Genomic DNA, 14,156 nt, shown 5'->3' with positions numbered 1-14,156 from the left:
GTCATGAGCAGTAATACACGCAACACCGTGACCGCGCCCAGCCCGGTCGATCAAAGCCTGCTGTACCCGTCACCGTACAAGGAATTCTGGCAAGCGTTCGCGCGCAACAAGGGCGCGGTCGCAGGCCTGGCATTCATGACCCTGGTGGTGTTCTGCGCGCTGTTCGCGCCATGGGTTGCACCGCACAGTCCGAGCGAGCAGTACCGCGACTTCCTGCTGACCCCGCCGGTGTGGCTCGAAGGCGGTACCTGGCAGTTCATCCTCGGCACCGACGAGCTTGGCCGTGACCTGCTGTCGCGGCTGATCCAGGGCGCGCGCCTGTCGCTGCTGATCGGCCTGTCGTCGGTGGTGATTTCGCTGATCCCGGGCGTGCTGTTCGGCCTTTTGGCCGGGTTCTTCCCGCGGATTCTCGGGCCGTCGATCATGCGCCTGATGGACGTGATGCTGGCCCTGCCTTCGCTGCTGCTGGCAGTGGCCATCGTCGCGATCCTCGGCCCTGGCCTGATCAATACCGTGATCGCCATCGCCATCGTTTCGCTGCCGGCCTACGTGCGCCTGACCCGCGCCGCGGTGATGGGCGAACTCAACCGCGACTACGTCACCGCTGCCCGCCTGGCCGGCGCCAGCCTGCCGCGGCTGATGTTCGTCACCGTGCTGCCGAACTGCATGGCGCCGCTGATCGTGCAGGCGACCTTGAGCTTTTCCTCAGCCATCCTCGATGCCGCAGCACTGGGCTTTCTTGGCCTGGGTGTGCAACCGCCAACGCCTGAGTGGGGCACCATGCTGGCCTCGGCCCGCGACTACATCGAACGCGCCTGGTGGGTGGTGAGCCTGCCCGGTTTGACCATATTGCTCAGTGTGCTGGCAATCAACCTGATGGGCGACGGACTGCGCGATGCGCTGGACCCGAAACTCAAGAACGCCGCCTGAGGACCACGCCATGTCACTATTGCAGATCAACAACCTCAATGTGCGCTTCGGCGATGCCTCGGCAGTGCCGGTGGTGGATGGCCTGGACCTGGCGGTCGATGCCGGCGAGATCGTCGCCATTGTCGGCGAGTCCGGCTCGGGCAAGTCGGTGACCATGATGGCCCTGATGGGCTTGATCGACGCCCCCGGCTGGATCACCGCAGACACCATGAGCTTCGCCGGCACCGACATGCTCAAGCTCAGTGGCCGCCAGCGGCGCAAGATCGTCGGCAAGGACATCGCGATGATCTTTCAGGACCCGATGACCGCGCTCAATCCCAGCTACACGGTCGGCTTCCAGATCGAAGAAGTACTGCGCCAGCACCTTGGACTGAAAGGCAAAGCGGCCCGGCAACGGGCCCTGGAGCTGCTCGAAAAAGTCGAGATTCCGGCTGCCGAAAGCCGCTTGCAGGCCTACCCTCACCAACTTTCCGGCGGCATGAGCCAACGTGTGGCGATTGCCATGGCCATCGCCGGTGAGCCCAAGCTGCTGATTGCCGACGAGCCGACCACGGCGCTGGATGTGACCATTCAGGCGCAGATCATGGAGCTGCTGGTCAACCTGCAACAGGAGCGCAACATGGCGCTGATCCTGATCACCCATGACCTCGCCGTGGTGGCCGAAACCGCCAAGCGGGTCTGCGTGATGTATGCCGGCCAGGCCGTTGAAGTTGGTCAGGTGCCTGAACTGTTCGACGTGCCCGCGCATCCCTACAGCGAAGCCTTGCTGGCGGCTATCCCCGAGCACAGCATCGGTGCCGAACGCCTGGCCACCCTGCCCGGCATCGTCCCCGGCCGCTATGACCGGCCGCAGGGCTGCCTGTTGTCGCCGCGCTGCCCGTATGTACGCGACAACTGCCGCACGCAGCGACCAGCGCTCGAGCCCAAGAGCCAGAGCCTGGCACGCTGCTTCTATCCACTGAACCAGGAGGTGGCGTGATGACTGCCGTACTCAGCGCACGTGACCTTACCCGCCATTACCAGGTTTCTCGCGGCCTGTTCAAGGGCCATGCCCTGGTGCGGGCACTCAATGGCGTGTCGTTCGAGCTCGAAGCGGGCCAGACCCTCGCGGTGGTCGGCGAGTCGGGTTGCGGCAAGTCGACCCTGGCCCGCGCCCTGACCTTGATCGAAGAACCCACTGCCGGCTCGTTGCAGATCGCTGGCACCGAAGTCACTGGCGCCAGCAAGGAGCAGCGCAAGCAACTGCGCCGTGATGTGCAGATGGTGTTCCAGAGCCCGTATGCCTCGCTCAACCCGCGGCAGAAGATTGGTGACCAGTTGGCCGAGCCATTGCTGATCAATACCTCGCTGAGCAAGCAGGAGCGCCGCGAGAGGGTTCAGGCAATGATGCAGCAGGTGGGTTTGCGACCGGAGCATTATCAGCGTTATCCGCACATGTTCTCGGGTGGCCAGCGCCAGCGCATTGCCCTGGCCCGGGCAATGATGCTGCAGCCAAAGGTGCTGGTGGCGGATGAGCCGACATCGGCGCTGGATGTGTCAATCCAGGCCCAGGTGCTGAACCTGTTCATGGACCTGCAGAAGGAATTCAACACCGCTTACGTGTTCATCTCGCACAACCTGGCGGTGGTGCGGCATGTGGCTGATCAGGTGTTGGTGATGTATCTGGGCAGGCCTGCGGAGATGGGGCCGAAGGCGGATATCTATGACAAGCCGCTGCACCCTTATACCCAGGCGTTGTTGTCAGCGACGCCGGCGATTCATCCAGACCCGTTGAAGCCGAAGATTCGGATTGTGGGTGAGCTGCCCAATCCGTTGAATCCACCAGATGGCTGTGCCTTTCACAAGCGTTGCCCGTATGCCACGGAGCGGTGCAGCAAGGAGGTGCCGGCGTTCCGGCAGGTGGGGACGCGGCAGGTGGCGTGTCATTACGCGGAGCAGTTTCTTTAGATAGCTGGGGCTGCATCGCAGCCCTTTCTCGACACAAGGCCGCTCCTACAGACACCGCGAGATAACGAAATACGCGGTCTGAGCTGTAGCTGCGGCCTTGTGTCGCGAAAGGGGCGCAAAGCGCCCCCGGTTTTATCAGTGCATGAAGATCGCGATCAAAATGATCACAGGGATCGGTACCCCAATCATCCAAAGCAGAATCGAGCGCATGGTAGTTCTCCTGGTCAGTTCAGTTGATTAGCGAATCGGCGCGCTGTTGGTGTGAACGGTACGGCGACCGACATAAGCCGCGTCGTCGACGTCGATCCAGCGAGCCTGATCACGCTGACGGCCACCAAACAGGGCAGCAAGGCACGCGAAGAACGCGCCGCAAAGCAGGCCGATGAAGGTCCACAGAGCGGTCCAGGCAGCGACCTTGGCGGCGGTATCAGCGGCTTCTTGAGCCGCTACCTTGGCTTTCTGTGCATCCTGCTGCACTTCGGTATAGATCTGGTCGACGCGAGCTTCGGCCTCGGCCTGAGTCAGGCGGGTACGCTGAGCGACCAATTGCGCCAGGTAGGTACGGTCATCAGCAGACAGAGCACCGTCGTTGGCTACGGCACGGGCAACGATGCGACCGGCAACTGCGGTAGCAGCGTCGTCTGTTACAGGCGCTGGGCCTTCGCTGCGGAACAGGTTGTCGATGTAATAACCCATTGGGTCAGCATCGGTCTTGCCAACTACTGCGGTCGCAGCAGTAGCCGCGCCGCCCACTGCAGCTGCACCGGCCTGCGCGCCAGCGCTGAGGACGTTGCCGAGCATGCTGACGATCAGTACTGCGGTTACCAGAGTCGCCACAGCCCAGGCCAGGAAGCCATGCGCGGTGTCGCGGAAGTACACTTCATCAGCATGCAGATTGGCCCACTTGACCCGCAGGCGACCGGCAATATAGCCACCGGCGCCCGAAGCAATAATCTGCGTCAGCAGCAGCCAGATAATGGTCGAGATACCCAACGCCTTGGCACTGGCGCCCTCATGGGCCCATGGCGAAGTTGCAGCGAAGCCCAGGCCCGCGCCCAGGATCATCAGGATCAATGAAAGGGCCGCAGCAGCAGCGGCACCGGCGAAGATCGCCGCCCAGGACACGCCCGAATGGTTCGAGGCATCGGCGGCAGTGGGTGATAGCTCGGCAGTGGTAATCATGTGGCAGCGCCTTTTGTAGTTAGCAACGGTTCCGTTTGCTTGCACTTGCACTAGTGCAGACACTGTGCCAATTGCGACAAAAAATGACATCTATATAAATCAACTACTTACAAAAAAACGTATAGGGAAGATCGTGCATAAAACCCGAATGGCCATATACCACTCAGGGTTTCTGCAATGGGGCCTCGGCAACGCGCACTTGCCCGGCGCTGAGCGGCCCGGCACCATTACCCCATGACATCGATTACCCTGCCCGACGGCCCCGCCCAGACGCCCGTTACAGCCGACACCGTGCTGCGCTATCACCTGTGCTGGAAACACCGCGACCTCGACGGGGTGATGGCCCTGTATCACCCCGACGTCGAGTACCACGACTTCTTCCAGAACCGTGTAATGGGCCATGCCGAGCTGCGCGAGTACGTACGCGCCTGCCTGCCCCGTGAAGCAGGCGAAGACATCATTCACAGTGACCGCATCAGGGTCGACGGCTGCACCGCTTTCATCCAGTACGAGGTCACGGTGCAGGGCGGCGATGGCCTGACTGCGTTTCACTCCAGTGAGGCGATCACCGTCAAGGACGGCTTGATCTGGCGGGTCAACGAATACGCCACACTGGTCCGTCAGGGCAGCAAGAGCATCAGCAACGGCGGCCTGCGCCCTGCCACCAGCCGGCTGGGCCTGTCACCGCGTCAGCTGAGCACCATGGCACAGGATCTTGAGCATTACTTTCAGCGCCAGCGGCCCTACCTGGACCCTGAGCTGGACCTGCAACAAGTGGCCAAGGACAGCGGTTACAGCCGCAATCAGATTTCCTACCTGCTTAATCAGGTGCTCGGCCAGAGCTTCTATCGCTACGTCAACCAGGCGCGTCTGCAGCACCTGCTGGCCGGGCTCGACGGCAGCAGCGGCGGTGCCACCATGGATGCGCTGGCGTTCGGCGCCGGTTTCAACTCGCTGTCGGCGTTCTACAAGGCGTTTCGCGAGCACACCGGGCTGTCGCCCAAGGCTTACGTAAAACAACTTTCGCTGCGTGCACGCACGTAAGACAGCCGCCGCCAGCACAACCTAGGATCAGCCACAGACCTTACCGATGTGGAGCTGCACCTGATGCAACCCTGGCGCACGATCAGCCTTTGGATGGACCAGCTCGACGAGCCCCTCGACGCCCGCCCGGCCCTGGCCAAGGACCTCGATGTCGACGTGTGCATCATCGGCGCCGGCTACACCGGCCTGTGGACCGCTTATTACCTGAAACAGCAGGCGCCGCAGTTGAGCATTGCCATTGTCGAAGCCAACATCGCCGGCTTCGGTGCCTCCGGGCGCAACGGCGGCTGGCTGATGGGCAACCTGCTGGGCGAAGACCGCCTGCTCGCTACCCTGTCGCCGCAGCTGCGCCGCGCCAGTATCGACCTGCTGCATGGCATCCCTGACGAAGTGCACAACGTGCTGCAGCATGAAGGCATCGACTGCGACTACCGCAAAGGTGGCGTACTGTACTGCGCAGCGCGGTATCCGGAGCAGGAGCGCAGCCTGCGTGCCCACCTCGACGAGCTCTACCGCCAGGGCATGAACGAAGACGACTACCGCTGGCTGCGTCCTGAACAACTGGATGCACAGCTGCGCGTTAGCAGCCCTTACGGGGCGATCTTCAGCCCGCACACCGCCACCATCCAGCCGGCCAAACTGGTGCGCGGCCTGGCCCGAGCGGTCGAGGGCATGGGCGTGACCATTTACGAGAACAGCCCTGCGCTTGATCTGCAGCCTGGCATGGTGCGCACGCCCCATGCCAACGTCCGCGCCCATTGGCTGGTGCCGGCCGTGGAGGGTTACGCAGCCAGCCTGCCGCCGCTAGGCAAGCACCAATTGCCGGTGCAGAGCCTGCTGGTCGCCACCGAGCCGTTGCCGGAGTCGACCTGGGAGCAGATCGGCCTGAACCAGGGGCAGGCCTTCAGCGAGAACAGCCGCCAGGTCACCTACGGCCAGCGCACCGCCGACAACCGCCTGGTGTTCGGTGCGCGTGGTGGCTATCGCTTTGGCGGCCGCCTGCGCGAAGACTTCAACCTCAAGGACCACGAGATCGAGCTGCGCCGCTATCTGTTTGGCGAGCTGTTCCCGCAGCTGAAAAACGCCCGTATTACCCATTCCTGGGGCGGCAACCTGGGCATGGCCAGGCGCTTCCGCCCGCACATGCTGTGTGATCGTCAGCGCGGCATCGCCCTCGCCGGCGGCTACGGCGGCGAAGGTGTAGGCGCGACCAACCTGGGCGGGCGCACCCTGGCGGCGCTGATTCTTGGCCAGCACAACCAGCTGACCGCACAGCCCTGGGTACACGACAACTGCCCGCTGACGAGCCTGGCGAGCTGGCCGCCCGAGCCCTGCCGCTGGCTGGGCTACAACGCGATCATCCGCAGCTTCGTCCATGAAGACCGCACCCTCGCCAACCCTGCCAGCGCCCCCTGGCGCCGGCGCCTGGCCAGCGGCGTGGCCGACTTCATGGAAGGCTTCATGCACTGACTTGCCCTTTTCTCAACACAGGATTCACTGGTCATGAACATCACCCAGTTCAAACACACCGACAGCGCCATACTCGAGGAATCCAACCCGGTCGCCGTGCCGCTCGGGGAGCCCGTCGCCGTGACGTCGGTGACCAGCGTCGAACGCAGCGATGGGGTCGAAACCGGTATCTGGGAGTGCACCCCAGGGCGCTGGCGCCGGCAGATCGTGCAGCAGGAGTTCTGCCATTTCATCAAGGGCCGCTGCACCTTCACCCCTGATGGAGGCGAACCGCTACTCATAGAAGCCGGAGACGCACTGATGCTACCGGCCAACAGCACCGGGATCTGGGACATCGAAGAAACCGTGCGCAAGAGCTATGTATTGATTTTCTGATCGCTGATCGCCTCTGCCGTCCTTCGATAACAACACACAAAGCAAGGTACCCCGGACATGCGCACGCTTCTAATCGCTCCCCTGATGCTCGCCGCTTGTGTCAGCAACGCCGCCGAGTCGGTAAAGATCTACAACTGGTCGAGCTACATCGCCCCCGATACCCTGAAGAACTTCCAGCAGGCCAGCGGCATCGTGCCGACCTATGACGTGTTCGACAGCAACGAGACCCTCGACGGCAAGCTGATGACCGGCAACTCCGGCTATGACGTGGTGTTCCCGTCGAACCACTTCATGGCCCGGCAGATCCAGGGCAAGGCCCTGAAGAAGCTCGACAAGAGCCAACTGCCCAACTGGCAGAACCTCAATCCGGTGCTGCTCAAGGCGCTGGAGGTCAATGATCCGGGCAACCAGTATGGCTTCCCCTACCTGTGGGGCAGCACCGGCATCGGCTACAACATCGACAAGGTCAAGGCGGTGCTCGGCGACAACGCGCCGGTCGATTCCTGGGACCTGATCTTCAAGCCCGAGTACATGAGCAAGCTCAAGAGCTGCGGTGTGGCGGTGCTCGACAACGGCCCCGAGCTGCTGCCGATTGCCCTGCACTACCTCGGCCTGCCGCACCACAGCCAGGATCCGAAGGACTACGAGAAAGCCAAAGAACTGCTGATGAAGGTGCGCCCGTACATCAGCTACTTCCACTCATCCAAGTACACCGGCGACCTGGCCAATGGCGACGTGTGCGTGGTGGTTGGCTTCTCCGGCGATGTGCTGCAGGCGAAGAACCGCGCCGAAGAGGCCAAGAACGGCGTCAAGGTTGGCTATTCGATCCCCAAGGAAGGTGCGCCGATGTGGTTCGACATGGTCGCCATGCCAGCCGATGCGCCCGACGAGAAGCAGGCCTACGCCTACATGAACTACCTGTTGCAGCCTGAGGTGATGGCCAACATCAGCAACCATGTGCAGTACGCCAACGGCAACCTCAAGGCCGACACGCTGGTCGACCCTGCACTTAAAAGCAACACGATGATCTACCCGAGTGACGATGTGATGGGCAAGCTGTACGCACTGGAGGCGATGCCCGCCAAGATCGACCGCATTCGCACTCGCCTGTGGACCAGTATCAAAGCCGGTAACTGAACAGCATTGGGGCCGCAGATGCGGCCCCAATAATCAGATCAGTGATGTTCCCGCGTGGCGCGGAATTTCACGTCCGGCCAGCGCTCTTCCATCAGCGCCAGGTTGACCCGGGTCGGGGCGAGGTAGGTCAGGTGACCGCCGCCATCGACGGCGAGGTTTTCCACGGCCTTGGTCTCGAATTCCTCGAACTTCTTCTTGTCGTCGCAGCTGATCCAGCGCGCCGACCAGACCGTGATTGGCTCGTAGCCGCACTCGACCTTGTACTCTTCCTTCAAGCGGCTGGCGACCACGTCGAACTGCAGCACACCGACCGCACCGAGGATGATGTCGTTGCTGCGCAGCGGGAAGAAAACCTGGGTCGCGCCTTCTTCGGCGAGCTGCTGCAGGCCCTGGCGCAGCTGCTTGGATTTGAGCGGGTCTTTCAGCCGCACGCGGCGGAACAATTCCGGGGCGAAGTGCGGGATGCCGGTGAAGCCTAGGCTTTCGCCTTCGCTGAAGGTGTCGCCGATCTGGATGGTGCCGTGGTTATGCAGGCCGATGATGTCGCCGGCAAAGGCTTCTTCCAGTTGCTCACGCTCGGAGGAGAAGAAGGTCAGGGCGTCGCCGATGCGTACGTCCTTGCCAGTGCGCACGTGGCGCATCTTCATGCCCTTTTCGTACTTGCCCGAACAGATGCGCATGAAGGCGATGCGGTCGCGGTGTTTCGGGTCCATGTTCGCCTGGATCTTGAACACGAAGCCGGTGAATTTCTCTTCGACCGGCTCGACGGTCCGCTCGTTGGCTACGCGCGCCAGCGGGCGTGGCGCCCAGTCGACCACAGCGTCGAGCACATGGTCGACACCGAAGTTGCCCAGCGCGGTACCAAAGAACACCGGAGTCAGTTGGCCGTTGAGGAACTCTTCCTGGTTGAACTCGTGGCAGGCGCCTTGTACCAGCTCCAGTTGCTCAAGGAAGCGATCGTACTCGTCACCCAGGTGCGCGCGGGCTTCATCGGAGTCGAGTTTCTCGATGATCTTGACCTCGGTGCGCTCGTGACCATGGCCTGGGGTGTAGACGATGATGTAGTCGCCGGCCAGGTGGTAAACGCCCTTGAAGTCGCGGTAGCAACCGATCGGCCAGGTGATTGGCGCGGCCTTGATCTTGAGTACCGCTTCGATCTCGTCGAGCAGCTCGATCGGGTCGCGGATGTCGCGGTCGAGTTTGTTGATGAAGCTGACGATCGGCGTGTCACGCAGACGGCAGACGTCCATCAGGGCGATGGTGCGTGGCTCGACGCCTTTACCACCGTCGAGCACCATCAGGGCCGAGTCGACCGCGGTCAGGGTGCGGTAGGTGTCTTCCGAGAAGTCTTCGTGGCCCGGGGTGTCGAGCAGGTTGATCATGTGTTCGCGGTAAGGGAACTGCATGACCGAGGTGGTGATGGAGATACCGCGTTGCTTCTCCATTTCCATCCAGTCGGAGGTGGCGTGGCGGTCGGACTTGCGCGACTTCACGGTACCGGCGACGGCAATGGCCTTGCCCATCAGCAAGAGTTTCTCGGTGATGGTGGTCTTACCGGCGTCGGGGTGGGAAATGATTGCGAAAGTGCGGCGCTTCGCGACTTCGGCGGCCTGGTTGGTCATGGGAAATCGCCTGAATGGGGATCGAAAAAAGGGCGCAGATTATACCCGAAACCGCCCATAGACCCAAACACAGCCGCAGCGCCCTGCCCAGCGGCGTAAGCCATCAGCCAATGCCTGACCAGCCGAGTTTTTTGCAGCCACACAGGCAAATGTCCACGAAGCGGCCCAGCGTAGGTATTTCAACGCCTGCAGAGGATAAATCCGCTGTTTTGTCGCGCCATGAATTGGCCTTGCCAGTGATTAACACTGGCCAACTGCCGCCGTAGATGGGAACCTTTGCGTCCCCGGAGACGTCCACCCCCTGCTGACCATTGCAGTTTGGGGCTGGTAATACCTGCATTTTCGAGCCCGACGGGGCTTGGCTAATGGCATGTCCGCGCAGCTTTGCTGAGCGCCACGCTGCTACTCGCGATCACTCTGCCCGCCGCCTGCACTGGCCGCGCTGCGCAGCACTGTTCGCCGACGACAAGAAAAGGAGTCCACCTGTGGCTAGACGCTACGGAAAAGGGCTGATGGGATGGGCCACCGCGCTTGTCATCCTGGCCCTGCTGATCCACTGGATCGGCCTCGATACGATCGCGCGTTATCGCGACGATCTGTGGTTTTACCTGCAAGCGCACCTTGTGCTGGTGCTGGCTTCGATGGCGGCGGCGTTGGCCGTGGGCATCCCCGCCGGGATTGCCTTGAGTCGACCGCACCGGGTCGACAAAGCCGAGCGCTTCATGCAGTTCTTCAACGTAGGCAACACCATCCCTCCCCTGGCCGTACTGGCCATCGCCCTGAGTTTTCTGGGCATCGGCGCAGGCCCGGCGATCTTCGCGCTGTTTCTCGCCTCCCTGCTGCCGATCGTGCGCAACACCTACGAAGGCCTGAAAAACGTCCCCGCCTCACTCAAGGAAGCCGCTACCGGCATCGGCATGACTCCGCGCCAGCAACTCTGGCAAGTCGAACTGCCCAACGCCGTGCCGATCATTGTCGGCGGCGTGCGGGTTGCTCTGGCGCTGAATGTCGGCACCGCGCCGCTGGCGTTTCTGATCGGCGCCAACAGCCTAGGCAGCCTGATCTTCCCTGCCATTGCCTTGAACAATCAGCCACAGCTACTGCTCGGCGCGGCCTGCACGGCGGCGTTGGCGTTGTTGCTGGATGTGCTGGTGAGTTTCTCCAGCAAACGCTGGCTGGAACGCGGTCTGGCTCAATAAGTAGAGGGAACCCATGAGAAAAACCATCGCCTTGTTGCTTGGCGCGGGCCTGCTGTTGGCAGGATTTGCCCAAGCGGCGGAAAAACCGCTGATTCGCATCGGTGCCCGGGTGTTCACCGAGCAGACGGTACTCGCCGAAATCACCGCGCAATACCTGCGCGCCAATGGCTTTGCCGTGCGCGTGACCGGCGGCCTGGGCAGCAGCCTGGCGCGCCAGGCGCAAGAAACCGGCCAGCTCGATTTGATGTGGGAATACACCGGTGTGTCGCTGGTCTCGTACAACCATATCGACGAGCGCATGCCCAGTGCCGAAGCGACCTACGCCAAGGTCAAACAGCTAGACGCGAAAAAGGACCTGATCTGGCTGACCCCGTCGCGGTTCAGCAATACCTACGCCCTGGCCCTGCCCAGCAAGGTCGCCGAAAAGTATCCGCAGGTGCGCAACATCAGCCAGCTCAATCAGGTGCTGCGTGACGAGCACAAGCGCAAGCATCTGGTCGCGCTGGACACCGAGTTCGCCAATCGCCCGGATGGCCTGGTGGGCCTGAAAGAGCTGTACGACCTGCAGGTCGGCCGCGCCAACATCCGCCAGATGGACGCCGGCCTGGTCTATACCGCGCTGCGCAACGATCAGGTGTTTGCCGGCCTGGTGTACACCACAGATGGTCGCCTCAACGCGTTCAATCTGACCTTGCTGGAAGACGACAAGCACTATTTCCCCGACTACACCGCTGCGCCGGTGGTACGTAAAGCGGTACTCGACGCCAACCCGCAACTGGCCACCCTGCTCAAGCCGCTGGCCGAGCAACTGGACGACGAGACCATGCGCCAGCTCAATGCCAAGGTCGACGTCGAACACCAGAGCCCGTCGGTGGTTGCCGCTGCATTCCTGCGTGAGCACCCGCTGCCCGGCACTGCCGACAAAGAGGTACAGCCATGAGCCTGTTCGATACCTTTGCCCACCTCGACTGGGCGCTGGTGCTGCAGCTGACCTGGCAGCACATCACCCTGGTCGGCATCGCGGTCAGCCTGGCGATTGTCTTCGGCGTGCCGCTGGGCATTCTGATGACACGCTTCCCGGTCCTGGCCGGCCCACTGCAGGCCAGCGCCACGGTGCTGCTGACCATTCCCTCGATTGCCTTGTTCGGCCTGCTGCTGCCGTTCTACTCCAAGTTCGGCCAGGGCCTGGGCCCATTGCCGGCGATCACGGCGGTGTTCCTTTATTCACTGCTGCCGATCCTGCGCAACACCTACCTGGCCCTGACCAACGTCGAACCGGGCATCCGTGAAGCCGCCCGCGGTATCGGCATGACCTTCGGCCAGCGCCTGCGCATGGTCGAGCTGCCGATCGCCGTGCCGGTGATCCTCGCCGGGGTGCGCACCGCCGTGGTGATGAACATCGGCGTAATGACCATCGCCGCGACCATCGGCGCCGGTGGCCTGGGTGTGCTTATTCTGACTTCCATCAGCCGCAGCGACATGTCGATGCTGCTGGTCGGCGCGGTGCTGGTGAGCCTGCTGGCGATTGTCGCCGACCTGCTCCTGCAAGCCCTGCAACGTGCCCTGACTCCACGAGGACTGCGCTCATGATCGAATTGAAGAACCTCAGCAAGACCTTCCATGCCAACGGCAAGGACGTCAAAGCCGTCGACTCGGTCAACCTGACCGTCAACGAAGGCGAAATCTGCGTGTTCCTCGGCCCGTCGGGCTGCGGCAAGAGCACCACCTTGAAGATGATCAACCGCCTGATCACACCGACCTCAGGCCAGGTGTTCATCAACGGTGAGGACACCACCGGGCTGGACGAAGTCAGCCTGCGCCGCAGTATCGGCTATGTGATCCAGCAGATCGGTCTGTTCCCCAACATGACCATCGAAGAGAACATCACCGTAGTGCCGCGCCTGCTCGGCTGGGACAAGCAGCGCTGCCACGACCGCGCGCGCGAACTGATGAGCATGATCAAGCTTGAACCCAAGCAGTACTTGCAGCGTTACCCGCGCGAGTTGTCCGGTGGCCAGCAACAGCGCATCGGCGTGATCCGCGCACTGGCCGCCGATGCGCCGGTACTGCTGATGGATGAACCGTTCGGCGCGGTCGACCCGATCAACCGCGAGATGATCCAGAACGAGTTCTTCGAGATGCAGCGGGCGCTGAACAAGACCGTGATCATGGTCAGCCACGACATCGACGAAGCGATCAAGCTGGGTGACAAGATCGCTATCTTCCGCGCGGGCAAGCTGCTCCAGTTGGATCATCCGGATACCCTGCTGGCGCACCCGGTGGACGACTTTGTCAGCAACTTCGTCGGCCAGGACAGCACCCTCAAGCGGCTGCTGCTGGTGCGCGCCGAGGACGCCGCCGACAACGCGCCGTCGGTCAGCCCGGAAACACCAGTGGCCGATGCGCTGGAGCTGCTCGACGAGCACGACCGCCGCTACGTGGTGGTGACCGACGCGGCGAACAAGGCGCTGGGCTATGTGCGCCGCCGCGACATGCACCGGCAACAGGGCACCTGTGCTGACTTCCTGCGGCAGTTCAACGCCACCGCTTCGCACGATGAGCACCTGCGCATCCTGTTGTCACGGATGTACGAGTTCAACCGGGCGTGGTTGCCGGTGCTGGACGCCGAGCAGGTGTTCCTTGGCGAGGTGACCCAGGAGTCGATCGCCGCCTACTTGAGTTCGGGGCGCTCTCGCGGCGCCAAGACCAGCATCGTCTCCCCGGCCGAGACGGTGGCTTCCTGAATCAACGGGGGCGTCTGTGATCGGGCGCCCCCGCTGTAGTAACAAAAAATTTATGCTTTTTTTGGCCACTCGCAGGCGCTGACTGTGTGGCCATAAATGTGAACACTCCCTGCCTCGACGTGTGATCCAGCGAACCACTGACCAACGGTCTACAGAGCTTACTTGCGGGTTCTTGCAGTGAAATATCACCGACCTGCAATGAACGCAGCTTTTCAGGGGTTCGCCGCCAGATCCCTGCCTGTTCCACAATTATTTACGTTTGAGCCTGCTCAGGAACATCTGTCGGTAATACGAGTCGGTTATTCCAGTAACTGCTCGTCGATCCGCGACGAACAGGTGGGGATTGCCTGTTGATCTTGCCTGGTTCACGCCCTAAAGTGCGCGCCGAACGTCCATGCTGGAAACGATCCATCCGGCTCAAGTACTGACGACGAGACAGCAGGCGCAACCATGCGGTTGGCCTTTTTGCTTTCGGCGACATGCCTTGGGAAGTAGGCGAACCAAAG

At 62.2% G+C, this 14,156-nt stretch carries 13 protein-coding genes; 11 read left to right on the top strand and 2 right to left on the bottom strand.

What is annotated here, in order from left to right:
* Positions 1–3 precede the first annotated feature (3 nt).
* The 3 genes from IDM28_RS04345 to IDM28_RS04335 are packed head-to-tail and all read left to right on the top strand — an operon-like array spanning position 4 to position 2,877.
* Positions 4–930, top strand: a complete 927-nt coding sequence (locus tag IDM28_RS04345) for an ABC transporter permease subunit (protein WP_181108495.1) — start codon at positions 4–6, stop codon at positions 928–930.
* Between the two features lie 10 nt (positions 931–940).
* Positions 941–1,909: an ABC transporter ATP-binding protein gene (locus IDM28_RS04340; protein WP_101316747.1), complete on the top strand. Its 969-nt coding sequence runs from the start codon at positions 941–943 to the stop codon at positions 1,907–1,909.
* Positions 1,909–2,877, top strand: a complete 969-nt coding sequence (locus IDM28_RS04335; RefSeq protein WP_101316745.1) for a peptide ABC transporter ATP-binding protein — start codon at positions 1,909–1,911, stop codon at positions 2,875–2,877. The genes IDM28_RS04340 and IDM28_RS04335 overlap by 1 nt, the downstream gene beginning before the upstream one ends.
* A 237-nt stretch (positions 2,878–3,114) precedes the next feature.
* On the opposite strand, the gene IDM28_RS04330 is transcribed toward IDM28_RS04335, so the two are convergent.
* Positions 3,115–4,059 (bottom strand): hypothetical protein, encoded by a 945-nt coding sequence (locus tag IDM28_RS04330; protein WP_150570798.1) that lies wholly within the window; start codon positions 4,057–4,059, stop codon positions 3,115–3,117.
* A 234-nt stretch (positions 4,060–4,293) separates the two neighbouring features.
* Here IDM28_RS04330 and IDM28_RS04325 point away from each other — a divergent pair, with 234 nt between their 5' ends.
* The 4 genes from IDM28_RS04325 to IDM28_RS04310 all read left to right on the top strand — a co-directional run bounded on the left by IDM28_RS04325 (position 4,294) and on the right by IDM28_RS04310 (position 8,085).
* Positions 4,294–5,103, top strand: coding sequence for an AraC family transcriptional regulator (locus tag IDM28_RS04325; protein ID WP_150570797.1), 810 nt, complete (start codon positions 4,294–4,296; stop codon positions 5,101–5,103).
* Positions 5,104–5,166: 63 nt separating this feature from the next.
* Complete coding sequence (locus IDM28_RS04320) at positions 5,167–6,573, top strand: NAD(P)/FAD-dependent oxidoreductase (RefSeq protein ID WP_188035439.1); 1,407 nt, start codon at positions 5,167–5,169, stop codon at positions 6,571–6,573.
* A gap of 33 nt (positions 6,574–6,606) precedes the next feature.
* Positions 6,607–6,948 (top strand): cupin domain-containing protein, encoded by a 342-nt coding sequence (locus tag IDM28_RS04315; protein WP_188035438.1) that lies wholly within the window; start codon positions 6,607–6,609, stop codon positions 6,946–6,948.
* Between the two features lie 57 nt (positions 6,949–7,005).
* Positions 7,006–8,085: a polyamine ABC transporter substrate-binding protein gene (locus tag IDM28_RS04310; protein WP_101316737.1), complete on the top strand. Its 1,080-nt coding sequence runs from the start codon at positions 7,006–7,008 to the stop codon at positions 8,083–8,085.
* 38 nt (positions 8,086–8,123) lie between these two features.
* Here IDM28_RS04310 and IDM28_RS04305 read toward each other — a convergent pair whose 3' ends face one another.
* A complete protein-coding gene (locus IDM28_RS04305) occupies positions 8,124–9,707 on the bottom strand; it encodes a peptide chain release factor 3 (RefSeq protein WP_101316735.1) in 1,584 nt (527 codons plus the stop codon).
* 512 nt (positions 9,708–10,219) lie between these two features.
* Here IDM28_RS04305 and IDM28_RS04300 point away from each other — a divergent pair.
* The 4 genes from IDM28_RS04300 to IDM28_RS04285 are packed head-to-tail and all read left to right on the top strand — an operon-like array spanning position 10,220 to position 13,650.
* Positions 10,220–10,906 (top strand): ABC transporter permease, encoded by a 687-nt coding sequence (locus tag IDM28_RS04300; protein WP_219860630.1) that lies wholly within the window; start codon positions 10,220–10,222, stop codon positions 10,904–10,906.
* 13 nt (positions 10,907–10,919) lie between these two features.
* A complete protein-coding gene (locus IDM28_RS04295) occupies positions 10,920–11,846 on the top strand; it encodes a glycine betaine ABC transporter substrate-binding protein (RefSeq protein ID WP_101316731.1) in 927 nt (308 codons plus the stop codon).
* Positions 11,843–12,496 carry an ABC transporter permease gene (locus tag IDM28_RS04290; protein WP_101316729.1) on the top strand — a complete coding sequence of 218 codons (654 nt, stop codon included), beginning with the start codon at positions 11,843–11,845 and terminating at the stop codon, positions 12,494–12,496. The genes IDM28_RS04295 and IDM28_RS04290 overlap by 4 nt, the downstream gene beginning before the upstream one ends.
* A complete protein-coding gene (locus tag IDM28_RS04285; RefSeq protein WP_101316727.1) occupies positions 12,493–13,650 on the top strand; it encodes a betaine/proline/choline family ABC transporter ATP-binding protein in 1,158 nt (385 codons plus the stop codon). The genes IDM28_RS04290 and IDM28_RS04285 overlap by 4 nt, the downstream gene beginning before the upstream one ends.
* Positions 13,651–14,156 lie beyond the last annotated feature (506 nt).

It is taken from the genome of Pseudomonas sp. EZ-C24, from assembly GCF_014525325.1.
Classification (GTDB): Bacteria; Pseudomonadota; Gammaproteobacteria; order Pseudomonadales; family Pseudomonadaceae; genus Aquipseudomonas; species Aquipseudomonas shirazensis.
Note: the sequence above shows the minus strand (reverse complement) of the source record. Positions and strands in the feature narration are given on the sequence as shown.